The sequence below is a fragment of the Candidatus Pristimantibacillus lignocellulolyticus genome (assembly GCA_023639215.1).
Classification (GTDB): Bacteria; Bacillota; Bacilli; order Paenibacillales; family Paenibacillaceae; genus Pristimantibacillus; species Pristimantibacillus lignocellulolyticus.
This window is the reverse complement of sequence record CP097899.1, coordinates 2,072,060-2,085,812: the sequence shown is the minus strand read 5'-3', so window position 1 is coordinate 2,085,812 and position 13,753 is coordinate 2,072,060. Positions and strand designations below refer to the sequence as shown.

Annotated in this window: 15 protein-coding genes and 1 riboswitch; of the genes, 4 read left to right on the top strand and 11 right to left on the bottom strand. The window is 37.1% G+C overall.

Going from position 1 to position 13,753, the window contains the following annotated elements; translation table 11 throughout:
- Positions 1-317: 317 nt before the first annotated feature.
- Positions 318-632 (bottom strand): multidrug efflux SMR transporter, encoded by a 315-nt coding sequence (locus tag NAG76_08805; protein URN96296.1) that lies wholly within the window; start codon positions 630-632, stop codon positions 318-320.
- A complete protein-coding gene (locus NAG76_08800) occupies positions 632-973 on the bottom strand; it encodes a multidrug efflux SMR transporter (GenBank protein URN96295.1) in 342 nt (113 codons plus the stop codon). Before NAG76_08800 ends, NAG76_08805 begins: the two co-directional genes overlap by 1 nt.
- A gap of 70 nt (positions 974-1,043) precedes the next feature.
- Positions 1,044-1,143, bottom strand: a riboswitch (guanidine-I (ykkC/yxkD leader).
- 242 nt (positions 1,144-1,385) lie between these two features.
- Here NAG76_08800 and NAG76_08795 point away from each other — a divergent pair.
- Genes NAG76_08795 through NAG76_08785 form a run of 3 tightly spaced genes read left to right on the top strand, consistent with a single transcriptional unit; the run spans position 1,386 to position 4,861 of the window.
- A complete protein-coding gene (locus NAG76_08795) occupies positions 1,386-3,131 on the top strand; it encodes an ABC transporter ATP-binding protein/permease (protein ID URN96294.1) in 1,746 nt (581 codons plus the stop codon).
- Between the two features lie 24 nt (positions 3,132-3,155).
- Positions 3,156-3,830 (top strand): response regulator transcription factor, encoded by a 675-nt coding sequence (locus NAG76_08790; protein ID URN96293.1) that lies wholly within the window; start codon positions 3,156-3,158, stop codon positions 3,828-3,830.
- Positions 3,827-4,861 (top strand): HAMP domain-containing histidine kinase, encoded by a 1,035-nt coding sequence (locus tag NAG76_08785; GenBank protein ID URN96292.1) that lies wholly within the window; start codon positions 3,827-3,829, stop codon positions 4,859-4,861. Before NAG76_08790 ends, NAG76_08785 begins: the two co-directional genes overlap by 4 nt.
- A gap of 123 nt (positions 4,862-4,984) precedes the next feature.
- Here NAG76_08785 and NAG76_08780 read toward each other — a convergent pair whose 3' ends face one another.
- From NAG76_08780 to NAG76_08765, 4 genes are all read right to left on the bottom strand, one after another.
- Positions 4,985-5,146, bottom strand: a complete 162-nt coding sequence (locus NAG76_08780) for a hypothetical protein (GenBank protein URN96291.1) — start codon at positions 5,144-5,146, stop codon at positions 4,985-4,987.
- 29 nt (positions 5,147-5,175) lie between these two features.
- The gene (rsgA, locus tag NAG76_08775) at positions 5,176-6,243 is read right to left on the bottom strand and encodes a ribosome small subunit-dependent GTPase A (GenBank protein ID URN96290.1); all 1,068 of its coding nucleotides are present in this window, start codon (positions 6,241-6,243) and stop codon (positions 5,176-5,178) included.
- Between the two features lie 352 nt (positions 6,244-6,595).
- A complete protein-coding gene (locus NAG76_08770; protein ID URN96289.1) occupies positions 6,596-7,330 on the bottom strand; it encodes a glucose 1-dehydrogenase in 735 nt (244 codons plus the stop codon).
- Between the two features lie 148 nt (positions 7,331-7,478).
- On the bottom strand, positions 7,479-8,216 hold the full coding sequence (locus NAG76_08765; GenBank protein ID URN96288.1) for a MerR family transcriptional regulator: 738 nt from the start codon (positions 8,214-8,216) through the stop codon (positions 7,479-7,481).
- An 85-nt stretch (positions 8,217-8,301) separates the two neighbouring features.
- On the opposite strand from NAG76_08765, the gene NAG76_08760 reads away from it, so the two are divergent.
- Positions 8,302-9,015: a CPBP family intramembrane metalloprotease gene (locus tag NAG76_08760; protein URN96287.1), complete on the top strand. Its 714-nt coding sequence runs from the start codon at positions 8,302-8,304 to the stop codon at positions 9,013-9,015.
- Between the two features lie 113 nt (positions 9,016-9,128).
- On the opposite strand, the gene NAG76_08755 is transcribed toward NAG76_08760, so the two are convergent.
- The 5 genes from NAG76_08755 to NAG76_08735 form a co-directional block, all read right to left on the bottom strand.
- Complete coding sequence (locus tag NAG76_08755) at positions 9,129-9,746, bottom strand: acetate uptake transporter (GenBank protein URN96286.1); 618 nt, start codon at positions 9,744-9,746, stop codon at positions 9,129-9,131.
- A gap of 124 nt (positions 9,747-9,870) precedes the next feature.
- Positions 9,871-10,623, bottom strand: a complete 753-nt coding sequence (locus NAG76_08750; GenBank protein URN96285.1) for a GNAT family N-acetyltransferase — start codon at positions 10,621-10,623, stop codon at positions 9,871-9,873.
- A 699-nt stretch (positions 10,624-11,322) separates the two neighbouring features.
- Positions 11,323-12,054 carry an ABC transporter permease gene (locus NAG76_08745; GenBank protein ID URN96284.1) on the bottom strand — a complete coding sequence of 244 codons (732 nt, stop codon included), beginning with the start codon at positions 12,052-12,054 and terminating at the stop codon, positions 11,323-11,325.
- Positions 12,055-12,765 (bottom strand): ABC transporter permease, encoded by a 711-nt coding sequence (locus NAG76_08740; protein ID URN96283.1) that lies wholly within the window; start codon positions 12,763-12,765, stop codon positions 12,055-12,057.
- On the bottom strand, positions 12,762-13,673 hold the full coding sequence (locus NAG76_08735) for an ATP-binding cassette domain-containing protein (protein URN96282.1): 912 nt from the start codon (positions 13,671-13,673) through the stop codon (positions 12,762-12,764). Before NAG76_08735 ends, NAG76_08740 begins: the two co-directional genes overlap by 4 nt.
- Positions 13,674-13,753 lie beyond the last annotated feature (80 nt).

Genomic DNA, 13,753 nt, shown 5'->3' with positions numbered 1-13,753 from the left:
ACGCTATATATAAAAACATATATGGCCCAACAGCAAAAATATATATCGACGAAAATAGACGGACATAGGGTACGCTAATTAGCAATATCTGCATCTATTTTGGTGTAAGCGGACAGCAGAGACCTTAATTTCTCGAAAAACGATAATTGAAGGTAATGTGAAGCATATAAGGTACTCAATGTCTGCCATTGTATAGAAAATGACCCGTAATGAGAAATAACGTACCTAATGTCCGTTTAGCTATGCTAAGTAAACAGTTGATATCTTATTATGAGCTTGATCTACAGTACATAATATCTTATTTATAACATTGACGGTTATGAGACAAGCTTTAACCCAACTGCTGCACCTAATATCATTGCTATAAAAATAATTCTTCTATAATCTTTGGATTCACCATATAACATCATACCTAGAATTGCTCCTCCAGAAGCTCCAATACCAGTCCAAATGGCATAAGCAGTCCCCATTGGTAAATATTTCATTGCATAAGCGAGAAACAGAAAACTTGAACCAAATCCAACGAATAATAGTACGAATGATTGCCAGTTTTTATCCTTGTTTAATTTGTTCATCATAGCAACACCGAACATCTCACATAATCCTGCTAAAATTAACGATACCCATGCCATTAGTTTTCAGCTCCCTTCTGCACATTATCTTTGGTGACTGTTTTCAAACCAATGACACCTACTAGTAACAATAAGATTAGTAGCATTTTGCTTAATTTGAATGGTTCTCCAAAAACAATAACTTCAGAAATTGCCGTTCCAGCTGTACCTAAACCAACAAAAACTGCATATACCGTTCCCACGGGAAGTTTTCGTCCTGCCATAATTAGTACATAAAAACTAATAACAATTGAAATAATTGTACCTGCCCAAGTCCAAAAGTCGTGTGCATGTTTTAATCCGATAACCCAAAACACTTCAAAAAAAGCAGCAATAAACACTTTAACCCAATTCGAATTCATTGTATGAACACCTCCGATTTTATTTTACCCACAAAACAAAAAAAGCCCGGGAGACAACTGTATAAACAGTTTCTCCCAGGCTTTTATCCTTCCGTGACACAGCGATAGCTGTGAGTTTTCTCTCGGACCAGACCAACATATACTGCTGCGGAACCCTAGAAAACATTTTGAATATTCATTTACGATAAATTATACACATTTCAGCCGCTTTTTCAAGAGAGGGATGATAAGATACACTAATGGGCCCTAGAATTTTCATATGAAAATCCTTAAAATATATCTTTTGCTTTTATACTTGAGCTTGACGTAAGGTTATAGTTTATAGTCGAACTAACGAACATTCCAGTTCATATTCAGTTCACAACTTGTTATTATACTTCATGTTGTAAACGAAAAGAGAGGAAGTAATATTATGACACAACAGAAAAAACAAAAAGGATGGCAGCAATTTTTGCAGTTAGTCGGGCAAACTAAGCCATCTAAATTATTAATATCCATTGCTCTAATATTAAGTTTATCTACTGCAGGTGTTGGATTATTAGTACCACTATTCACCAAAGATCTCATTAACGACTTTTCGATTAGCTCATTAAATGCTGGTAGTATTTCACTGTTAGCTGTTGCAATTCTTTTACAAGCATTAGCAGGTGGGTTCTCGATTTATTTATTGAATCGAATCGGTCAATCCGTCGTTGCAGGTATTCGAGATGGATTATGGAAGAAACTGCTTGTGCTTCCGATAAGCTATTTCGATGAGCACGCATCAGGAGAAACGGTTAGCCGGATGACTAATGATACAGCTGTCGTAAAGGAATTAATTTCACAACATTTATCAAACTTTGTATCTGGTACTATTTCTATTATTGGTGCGATTATCGTACTTTTCATACTCGATTGGCAAATGACATTAATGATGTTCATCGCTATTCCTATAGCAGCTTTAATCTTAGTACCGTTAGGTAAAATGATGTACAAAATTTCAAAAGATACACAAGATGAGACAGCAAAATTCACTTCTGTTCTTACGCAAGTATTGTCTGAAATTCGTCTTGTAAAATCTTCAAATGCTGAAAATATCGAATACAACAATGGTAAAAGAGGCATTACAAATCTGTTTCGCTTTGGTCTAAAGGAAGCAAAAGTTCAATCCACTATCGGACCAATTATGAGTCTAGTTATGATGACATTACTTGTTATACTATTAGGTTACGGTGGGATGCGCGTTTCTTCTGGTGCACTATCTGCTGGCGCTTTAGTTGCTTTCATTATGTATCTTTTCCAAATCATTATGCCGATGGGACAAATGGCTTCTTTCTTCACCCAATTCCAGAAAGCTACAGGTGCTACGGAACGAATTATCACTATTTTAGAATCGGATGCAGAGCCTAATGCAACAGCTGAAGTGGGTAATATGAATGAAACCATTAAAGTAGAAAATGTTAATTATAGCTATAATAGTGATAGTCACATATTGAAAGATATTTCCTTCAACGTAGAAGCAGGTAAAGTAACTGCGATAGTCGGTCCAAGTGGTAGCGGTAAAACGACACTATTCTCGCTATTTGAACGTTTCTACCGTCCTGATGACGGGAAAATTTCCATTGGTGGTAAGTCAATTCAAGATTTCTCCCTATTATCTTGGAGAACTCAGATCGGATACGTTTCACAAGAAAGCCCTATTGTGGCAGGAACAATTAGAGATAATATTACGTACGGTATTGAACGCGAAGTGACGGATGATGAAATTAAAAAAGTTACACAAATGGCATATGCAGATCAATTTATTGCTGAGCTTCCGAACGGTTATCATACCGAAGTTGGAGAAAGAGGAATGAAACTATCTGGTGGTCAACGACAACGTATTGCCATAGCACGTGCATTCCTACGAAATCCAAAAATATTAATGCTCGATGAAGCAACATCAAGTCTAGATAGCAAGTCAGAAAATGTAGTACAACAAGCTTTGAACGACTTGATGAAAGGTCGTACAACGATTGTTATTGCTCACCGTCTATCCACTGTTGTTGATTCTGATCAGATTATATTCCTTGATAAGGGTGTTATTACTGGTAGTGGGACGCATGAACAATTATATGAATCACATGACTTATACCGTGAATTTGCTAATCAACAATTGCACAAACTTGAAATAGCCTAATTGGTCAAAAGGGAATGAAGAAGGATGCCAAAGCTTTTAATTGTAGACGATGATGCGCATATCCGTGAACTATTAAAGTTCTTTCTGAAAAAAGAAGGGTTTGACCTTTACGAAGCTGCTGATGGTATTGAGGCGATGACTGTACTTGAAAAGAAAAAGATCGATCTAGCGATTATTGATATTATGATGCCTAATATGGATGGTTGGCAGCTTTGTCAGGAGATTCGAGGCTTTAGCGATATTCCAATATTGATGCTGACAGCGAAGGGTGAGACTTCACAAAAAGTAAAAGGCTTCAATCTTGGCGCTGATGATTATCTCGTAAAACCTTTTGAACCTATCGAATTAGTCATGCGTGTAAAAGCCTTGCTGAAACGTTATAATCTCACCATCTCTCAAACGCTACAAATTGGTGAACTGAGCATGAATCGCAAAACGCATGAGATTTCCTTTCGTGAACAGCAGTATACCATTCCATTGAAGGAATTCGAATTATTGTTCAAGCTCGGTAGTTATCCAGGAAAAACCTTTTCCCGAGAAGATTTGATTGAAGATATTTGGGGATATGATTACGAAGGCGATGAACGTACCGTTGATGTTCATATTAAACGAGTGAGAAATCGATTTCCTGAGGAAGAATTCCGCTTTCGAATTACAACGATTTGGGGATTAGGGTACCGCTTGGAGTTGATCGGATGAAAACCTTAAATGTCCTTAAACATATTCTCATGCAGATTTTCTTCTTTTCCCTTATTATCGCGAGTTTTTCAATCGCTTACCTATTAGTTCAGCAAATTCAGATTGAGATGTCAGACTATGTACGCTTTGTCGCAATGACGATCACCGGCATATTCGTGATGTTCATACTCAGTGGAATCATTCACTTATTCACACGCAATAAGCATCGTTACATTTATCAAGAAATTAATGTCGCTTTACGTAAAGTAGCAAGTGGCGATTTCAATGTATCTTTAGATTTTTCGGTCAACCAACGAAGTGAATTAACTCAACTAGTAGACCATTTCAATCATATGACGAAGCAATTACAGCAAATGGAAGATTTACGTCAAGAGTTCATTTCAAATGTCTCTCATGAAATCCAGTCACCACTGACTTCTATTGTGGGGTTTGCCCAAGCATTACAACATAATAACCTTTCTACCGAAGAAAGTAGTCATTATCTCAATATTATTGAGACAGAAAGCCGACGACTATCTAAACTCAGTGATAATCTAATGAAACTAACTTCACTTGAATCTGATCAACATCCCTTTGAGAAAAAGCACTATTTTCTCAATCAGCAAATTAAATCGATTATTTTGGCATGCGAACCGAATTGGACACAGAAAAACTTAGTATTAGATATCTCATTGGATAAAGTCTCAATCATTGCTGATGAGGATCTAATGAGCCAAGTATGGACTAACATTATTCATAATAGTATCAAATTCACTCCATCTGACGGGACGATAACGATCTCTTTAAGACAAGCAGAAGAGCAAGCTATTATCCTTATTACAGATACTGGAATTGGAATTGCAAAGCAAGACCAACTTCATATTTTCGAGCGTTTTTACAAAGCAGACCATGCAAGAGAACGCTCCAAAGGTGGCAATGGATTAGGTCTTTCCATCGTGAAAAAGATTGTTGAAATGCATGGTGGAACGATTACTGTTGAAAGTGAACTGGGAAAAGGTACAACGTCTACGATTACATTACCTATATCATAAAAAAATGCAGCCCAATTGTTAACGGTATTAACAATTGGGCTGCATTACATTAACATGGATACACTTCTTTTTAACATCTATTATGTTGATCGCATTAATTACTTTTTTGTTAAGGTTGGTTCTCTACTGCGTATCAGATCGTCCAACTTTATCTAACATACGGTAAATATAAAACCAAACGAACGGAAATATCATAATAACAATTGTAAATATGCCAAGAAAAAAAGAGAGTAATAAAATTAACGATCCAATAAATGAAGTAACAATGTACCTTTTATGGTTCATATTTTTCCCCTCCCTAATGCTTAATCCGTTCAGTAAATCTCCTTGTTCTTACTTTTCAAAAACATACTAATCTGTTTCCCTTTTGACTTCTGTACATGCTTTAAGTTATCAGATGCTTTGCTATTGATATACGCTAGTTCTCGATTCATTTTCAAGTAGTTATTATAGCGACTCTGTGCTAACTCACCACTGGATAGCGCTGCATTTATAGCACAACCAGGCTCATTATTGTGGTTACAATCGTTAAATCGACATTGTGCTATTAAATTATCAACATCTTCAAACGTACTTGTAACACCATCATCTGCATCCCATAACTGTAGCTCTCTCATTCCTGGTGTATCCATAATTATTCCACCTTCAGGAATAAGCAGCAGTTGTCGATGGGTAGTCGTATGCTTGCCTCGGTCATCGCCTTCGCGTACTTCATTGACTCGTTGAATTTCTTCACCTAGTATTCGATTGATCAAAGTAGATTTTCCGACTCCCGATGATCCGATCAATGCTATCGTTTTACCAGGCTGAATATACTGACGAACTGCCTCACAACCATCCTCTTCAATTGCCGTAATTACATGAGTAGGGACACCTAAAGCTACAGACTCTACCTCACTAATTTTGGAGGCTATATCATCACATAGGTCACCCTTACTTAATATAATAACTGGCTGTGCTCCGCCTTCCCATGCAAGAATAAGGGCACGTTCAATTCTTCTTACATTAAAATCATGATTAAGCGCATTAACAAGAAACAGCGTATCTACATTAGCAGCTACAATTTGCTCTTCAGTAACTCCACCTGCTACTTTTCGTGAAAATTTACTGTGCCTAGGTAGAATCTCTTGAATTAGCTTTTTCGACTCACCTACAAGCTCTCTTACAACAACCCAGTCCCCAACAGCAGGAAACATTGCTCGATTAGTCGCCTGATGACGTAACTTGCCAGTTACTTCTGCAAGATATTCCCCATCCTCTGAATGGACTTTATACAAATGCTTATATTCAGCAACGACACGACCTAACTGATTTCTCGAATAATTTTTCTCCGCTATTTGGTTTTCAAAGTAGGGATTCCACCCCAAATCTTCTAGCTTCATTTCTTAATCCTCCTCGAATTTTCCCTAATTCCTCACATCTATTTAAAATAACCATACTCTGCATTTTCATATAAAACTCCTCCTCTACATTCTTATTTTCAGTTAGACGTTTGGATGATCAGCCATACTTCTGGCTTACATGAATCCGAAACATGTAACTACAATACACTTCTATATATAACAAAATATCCCTCTTTTATTACGAGGTTTTTTGTATAATTGAGTTATTATATGCCGTGCTATCTGCTATTACACAAGAAAAGCCGAGTAATCTTCAGATACGAACCTGAAAATTACTCGGCTATATGTGATCTAAGTATATAACGATTACTAACTATTCGATAATCAAAGATTATCTCGCAGTTAAGCCACCATCAATGACAAATTCTGACCCAGTTGAATAGCTCGATTCATCTGAAGCTAAGAATAATACAAGGTTAGAAACTTCTTCTGATTGCGCAACACGTTTCAATGGGATATGTTTTGCAAATTCCTTAATCACTTCTGCAGCATCACCTTGTGTAACCATTGGAGTTTCAATAACACCTGGATGAACAGAGTTTACACGAATACCATAGTTAGCAAATTCAATTGCAGCAGCTTTGGACATACCACGAACCGCAAACTTCGTATCAGTGTAGCCAATTGCACCAGCAACTAGACCATTCATTGATGAAATATTTACAATGGAGCCATTCTCAGTTTTTTGCATGGAAGGAAGAACAGCTTTCATGCCTAGGAAAACAGAAACCTGATTAATATCCACAATTTTGCGATATTGTGCTTCTGTCATGTCTGCGATAGAAACATTCATGCTAATACCAGCATTGTTAACTAGAATATTTACTGGACCAAAAGCATTTTCAGTTTCAGCAATAACTTTCTCCCAATCAGCAGCACTAGTAACATCTTGTTTTACGAATGTAGCATTTTCACCTAATTCATTTGCAAGTGCGTTACCACTTTCCTCATTTAGGTCTGTAATTACTACTTTTGCACCTTCAGCAATAAATTTTCTTACATGAGATTCACCCATACCGCGTGCTCCACCTGTAATAATCGCAACTTTACCTGTTAGTCTACCCATCATACACCACTCCTTATAAAAGCTGATTTTCGATCATTAATTCATTATACATTATTGCTTTCCGAATAAAAAATTACACCCGAAGTAGATCATTTTTTACTTATTAAGTAGCTAGGTACCTTCCATCAGATTATTACTGTTGAAGTTACTATGGTTGATGCAACTCCGTCCAATTTACAATACAACGTTCAACGAAATCAATGACATCAGGCGACACAGGATATAGTCCTGTCTCCTCGGTTGGTTTCTTACGTATCTCCCAAAACTTTTCTATTAGTTCTTGGTCTCCCCCAAAGGTTTCATCGGACATCATTACTAATTCTTCCGCAATAGCATGTCCTTCTTTACTTTCTGGAGGAATGCCTAATGCCATGTATTTTTCAATCTGCTTAATAAGCCTTATGTATTGTTGTATTTGTAAACTGTTCTGCTCTATACTCGGTAATGTTTTTTCAAGGATAATATTCTCATCTTTACTGAAATAATCTGTCCATCGATGTTCTCTATCTTTACTCTTCTCGACGAGATGTGAAATATGTTGCCAGCTAAGTTCACCTTCTATATCAGCAATATTAATTAACGAGGTAGTATTGGCAATGCTTTGCTGTAGATCAGCTAACTGAACTTGTAAATGATTATAATGTGCCACCAAAATCTCTCGATATGAAAAGTTTAATAGTACGGATTGAATATCTTCTAGTGATAGTGATAGAGATTTTAGAACTGTTATCTTCTCTAAAGTAAACAAATCTTCTTCTGAATAAAAGCGTCGTCCAATCTCATTCTTATAGCTTGGCTGCAACAAACCAATTTGATCATAATAGCGAAGTGTACGCACCGAAACATGATGTTGCTTAGAAACTTGCCCTGTCGTCCAGTAATTCATACTTACCTCCAAAATTAGCTTGCAGGTTCCCCTACGTCACCTAGTATAGTCGTATTATATCATGAACAATAGAGGAGAACTTACGATGACATTATTGCCCCAACGAACTACAAAACTGAGAAATGATGATCCTTGGAACTGGAAAACTTTCGCCTGTGTTATTTTTCTTGAATTTATTATTGTAATGTTTTTCGTAAAAACTTATATACAATCCGTATATAATGTTTGGTTTGATAACACGCTATACTCTGGAACGTTAACGGGACTAACGATAGCTATCGTTTTAATGCTCGGTGTGTACTTTATTGCTATTTATCCTCAACGTCTAACTTGGGGTGAATTAGGATTACGTCGCTTTCCGACGGCACATTGGAAAACTATTTTGTTGACCACGGCTTTTCTAATGATTATTGGAACTGTAATATTAGTTATTACAAGCTATCTTGGTAATCCAACAGAGAATAGTAAAACTGAAAGTCTTATGCAAAATCTTAGCCCATTCTCAATAGCTATTGCTTTGATCTCGGCAGCAGTCATCTCTCCTATTTATGAGGAAATATTTTATCGTGGTTTTATTTATCGCTGGCTTCGAAATAGGATTGGCTTTGGTGGAGGATTGATTGTAAGTGCATTTATTTTTATGATCGCTCATTATCCAACAACTAACACGATGCCAATAAACTTTTTAGACGGATTAGTATTAGCTTGGATCTATGAACGCACTGGTTCAATTTGGCCCGCAATTATCGTACACGGTCTTATTAATGGTTTCACTATTATTATTGCTATAGGTCTGTAAAGTTCTTAAGCTAAGTGATCTTTTGCTATACATATAGAAAAGAACCTCTTATGTCTACTACTAGTGGACATAAGAGGTTTTTTAACGTAGCTAAGCAAAATTAGCTACCTTATTTACTTTTTAAAAATACCAAATGGTGAACCAAGTGGAAGGAACGTACGTCCAAAATGAATATTTAGTACAGATGCACCGCATCCATATAATGACATGATAGCAATTCCAAGCTCAGCATAAGCCGCTAGCGTATGGAATATATGAGGTGCGACTCCAAATGCATCAAGTGTCAATCCTATGAAAAGAAAATCAATTAACACAAAAATAATAAAGAGTACTTTATGTGTTTCCATCGCACCGATCGTCATAAATAAAGTGAAAATTAGATAACCCAGAAACGCAAATCCTAATTGTTTACTATCTACGTCGCCCATTAATATTGGACCGAACGCTCCTAGCTTTATTAACCAACTACTGCCCACCCCAAGCCAAAAAAAGCCATAAGCTGCGAAAGCTGTCATACCAAAAGTATTATTATGTTTCGCATCTTGGATTGCTGCAAAGAGCTGGGCGAATGCACCTAGAAAAATAGCCCATGGAATAACGAAGCTGAGTCCTGAAGTTATTCCAAGCTTTTGCGAAGATGCAACAAGTGTTACGATTGCCAATCCAAATAGGCCAATTGCTCCTGGATCTGCTGTCATGATTTTTACCGATTGATTTGAATGTGTTGTCATAGTTGCCCCCGGCTTTAATTAAAATGATATGTTATTTAGAATTATATATGGCTTATCTTGAACAGCCTTCGATATCATATCATAGTCATTGTTTCCTTGTAACTATAAATTAAAAATAAAACCTTTAATTTTCAACTTTCAACACTTCGAATCGGAATCCTTGATATTCATAATTTTGCTTTTGATACATTTCTCTCGCTGTATCCTCACCATCTGCAAGTAGAATAACAGTTTTATGTTCATACTTATCCATCACAAATCGCTGAATCTGACCACCGATGCCGTTACGCTGCAACTCTCCGATTACAAATAAATTATCAATTTCTACCGTTTCAGCTTGTTCAATAATTTCGGCTGATCCAGAGGGGATACCGTCATAGTATGCAATGATTTGCTGCTTACTTCTATCTTGAAATTGACGTAGGAGTAAATGCTGCTTATCTTTGGCAAAGCCCTCACCATACTTCAAATCTTCATCATATTGCAGCTTCAAAAAGTGCTCTATATTAGAATCTGTAACGAGCTCAACGTCGATGGCTACATTTTTCGCAACTGTGAACACACTTGGTTGAATCGCGTACAATTCTAAAAAGCCAATCGTATAGCTTTCTGTCGTTAAGTACTTCGTAATCTCTTCTGAGATCTTTTCATTGGCGGGGAAAATGAATTTAATATGTTGCTGATTATTCGCTTGATGAAAAGTTTTTAATGATTGTTCAACATCTTGAAATTGTGTTAATGTCGGCATCTTCATCCACTCTATAAAATTGCTATCATAGCGATTTAGCATTTCTGGGTAATGGTATTGTCGGTAAATTTCATTTTCTTTAATTAAATGCCCCAATATATGTATCTGTTCAAATGTTATGTTGTTCATGATTTTCTCTCATTTCTATTAAATATTATCTTCTCATATAGAGGTAATCTTGTTAATCTCTTCTTTGTCACACTACTCATTTCACTTAATTATGCACAAATAAGAGAACACTTACTAGAAAAATCATCTACATTATTTCCCCGGAAATTGACGAAACTGGAAACTCTGTGGAATCATATCGCAAAATACTGCAAAAAAAGACAAGGAATCACCTGCGTGATTACCTGTCTTTCTACTTCTCTTCCCATGTTCAATTCATATTCGATGTCGAATCCACTTCGGAGCCAGTCATCGTTATCAAAGCCCCCATTTTGAACTACCTCTTACAATGAAAGTTCAAAACATCCGCTTGTCAGCACCAAGAAGATGACCCACAGCGGAAACGAGTAGCACAGCGTACGTTTTGTGTACGTGAGCACACGCAGGCTTTCGATGGGGGGGCATATTCGATGTCGAATATGCTGCGTTAGCATAATCATCGTGATCACGAGTGCATGTTTTGAACTACCTCTTACAATGAAAGTTCAAAACATCCGCTTGTCAGCACCAAGAAGATGACCCACAGCGGAAACGAGTAGCACAGCGTACGTTTTGTGTACGTGAGCACACGCAGGCTTTCGATGGGGGGGCATATTCGATGTCGAATGTGCTGCGTTAGCATAATCATCGTGATCACGAGTGCATGTTTTGAACTACCTCTCAAACTTCTTTTCTTTGTAGATATATATAACCCAGGACAAAGAAAAGTATAAAACTCCCACCTACTACAGTTAAGAGTTGCTCCCATGGGATGAAAAACACATCCTGCTTATCCTCGGCAATGTACATCATCGCAAAGGGCTGTGCCCAAGGATAATAAGGAGCAACTTTCGCTGAATTCATAACGAGAATAGTCGGAATAGTAAAAATAACATTGACTGCAAAAGGTGCAGCAAACGACTTGAATAAAGTAGATAGCCATAATTGCAGAGCAATGAGTGGTAATGTCGCTACCCAGCCACCAAATATACTCTTCACAATAAGCACCATCGGGAAAGGTTCACCATAACCTTTCATTAACCCGACAGAAAGCAATACTAGTGCGTAGAGCAACTGCATAATAAGGGTAATGCTGATAATGATTACGAATTTAGAAACATAGACTTTTCCTCTCGTCGTTGGTAAAGCGAATAATTGCTTCCATCCTCCCGCCTGATGTTCATATCTGCATATAATAGTAGCTAGAACACCCGTCATAAGCGGCAGAAACATAACAGCATACACTAAGTTAACCATCATTGAAGTATAAATATATTGAAAATTCTCGGTACCTTCCATATCTAACTCGACATTACATGCAATAGCTAACACAAGTGCTGGCCCGATTAGTATGAATGGAATAATATTTGTCTTTCTTAACTTATACCATTCTGCTAGTAGCAATCTTCCCACTTAGGCCACATCCCTTCTATTGAAATCCCACATACCGATAACTAATAGAATGATTGCTGTGCCTACACCAATAGCTACATTAATCAATGGATTATTCCAATCATTCATTAACGTTGGCCACTTCCATATGACCCAATCAGGCAAATAATAAGACATCATACATATAATCACACCCATAATGCCAATAGAAATTGTAACGCCTTGATTCGGTATAATGACAGCGAACCACAGATGAAGTCCAACTAAAGCTAAACATGCTAGATATGGGTAGAAACTATTCGATAGAAGTTGTAACCATGGGATATTTTCACCAAGCCCCAATGTCCTGCCATACAGTAATGTTACGATAGCAAGGATGCAAGACGAAACAAATAAAAGAATAGCTACAATAATAAATTTAGAAACATAAACGCTCATTTTTGAAATTGGCAGTGCGATCCACTGTTTCCATGCGTTTGTTTCATTCTCGATACTAGCCATAAACGAAGTAAGAATAACAAGGCCTAATACTAACGCCAAAGGAGTAAATCCTGCTACATTAGATAGATAATAGCTCCAATCATCATCGCTTTGCGATAACAAATAGTCTTTACGTACACCGTAATTGACCATCTGTAGAGCAACAACGCCAACTGGTCCCAACAATGCTAGAAACCATAACCCTTTGCGCTTAATTTTCAGCCATTCGGCACTTAACAATTGGGTTATCATCGTCTCTGCCCCATTTCAGTCATCTGCAGGAAGATTTCTTCTAGTGAGCGTTTTACTTCCTCCACACGATAGATTTGGTGCCCTTTATGAACTAAGGTGCTAACTACATTAGCTACACATTCATTCGTTGGCTCAAGCAAATGAATGCTGTCCTCTTCAACTTCGAGTGGAATTTCTATACCTTTCAGCAGTTGACTTGCTTGCATAACATCACTGCATTGAATAATGATTTTCGCTTTAGCTATTTGACGCATTTGTCCAATTGAATCTTGAAATACAAGTTCACCTTTAGACACAACACCTACCGAAGTCGCCATTTGGTCAATTTCAGATAATAAGTGACTTGAGATAAGTACAGTCATCCCATAACGAGAGGGTAAACTTTTAATAAGTTCACGAATTTCAATAATACCAGCTGGATCAAGACCATTCGTAGGCTCATCTAAAATTAATAGTTTAGGTTGATGTAATAAGGCCGCTGCGATTCCCAATCTTTGCTTCATTCCAAGTGAAAATCCTTTGACCTTCTTGCGCTTCACATCTGTTAACCTTACTATTTCTAATACTTCATCAATACGTGCTTTTGGTACATTGATTACTTTACGTATGACTTCCAAGTTTTCATATGCAGTCAAATGTGGATAATATGAGGGGTTCTCTACTAGTGAACCAATGTCTCGCAATATTTCCAGCTTATTTTTCGTAATGTCTTTGCCGAAAATTTGAATACTTCCCGATGATGCCTTCATTAACCCTAGTAGCATCCTGATCGTCGTTGTCTTACCCGCACCATTCGGACCAAGAAACCCATAGATTTCACCTTGTCTAATCCTCATGTTTATACTATTTACTGCTCGTTCTTTTCCAAATGATTTCGATAATCGCTTTGTCTCTATAATATATTCCATTTCTCTCACCTCATATTTGAGTATAGAGAGTCAAGGTTAAAGGGAGGTGTTGCCAAAGGTTAAATTTTGTTTAAAACGTG